We start from the raw sequence: 392 nt of genomic DNA, 5'->3' as shown, positions 1-392 counted from the left end.
CTCCAGCACACCGCCGCCCCCCTCGGCTTCGTCATCGCCCCCACCGACCCGCGCACGCGCATTGCCGCTTGCCCGGGCATGCCGGCCTGCGCCTCCGGCCGCATCGCCACACGCGACATCGCCGAGACGATAGCCGCTGAAACAGCCGACATCCTCGACTTCACCCTTCACATTTCCGGCTGTGCCAAAGGCTGCGCCCACCCCGGTCCGGCAGCGCTGACGATCGTCGGCGGCGAAAATGGAGCCGGACTTGTCGTGAACGCGACGGCAAAGGCCCTTCCTGCCGGCTACAGGCCGGGCTATGACGCCGCGCGCGGCATCGGCCGCGTCGCGGCGATGATCCGCAGCACACGATATCAAGGTGAAACCGCCGCCGCTTGCCTGACAAGGCT

1 pseudogene is annotated in these 392 nt (G+C 68.9%); it reads left to right on the top strand.

The window, feature by feature from the left end:
* Positions 1-392 (top strand): annotated as a pseudogene (locus EN932_RS37810) (precorrin-3B synthase); the annotation flags it as partial.

The organism is Mesorhizobium sp. M7A.F.Ca.US.002.01.1.1, from assembly GCF_004022955.1.
GTDB classification, from domain to species: Bacteria; Pseudomonadota; Alphaproteobacteria; order Rhizobiales; family Rhizobiaceae; genus Mesorhizobium; species Mesorhizobium ciceri.
This window is presented reverse-complemented; position numbering and strand designations above follow the sequence as displayed.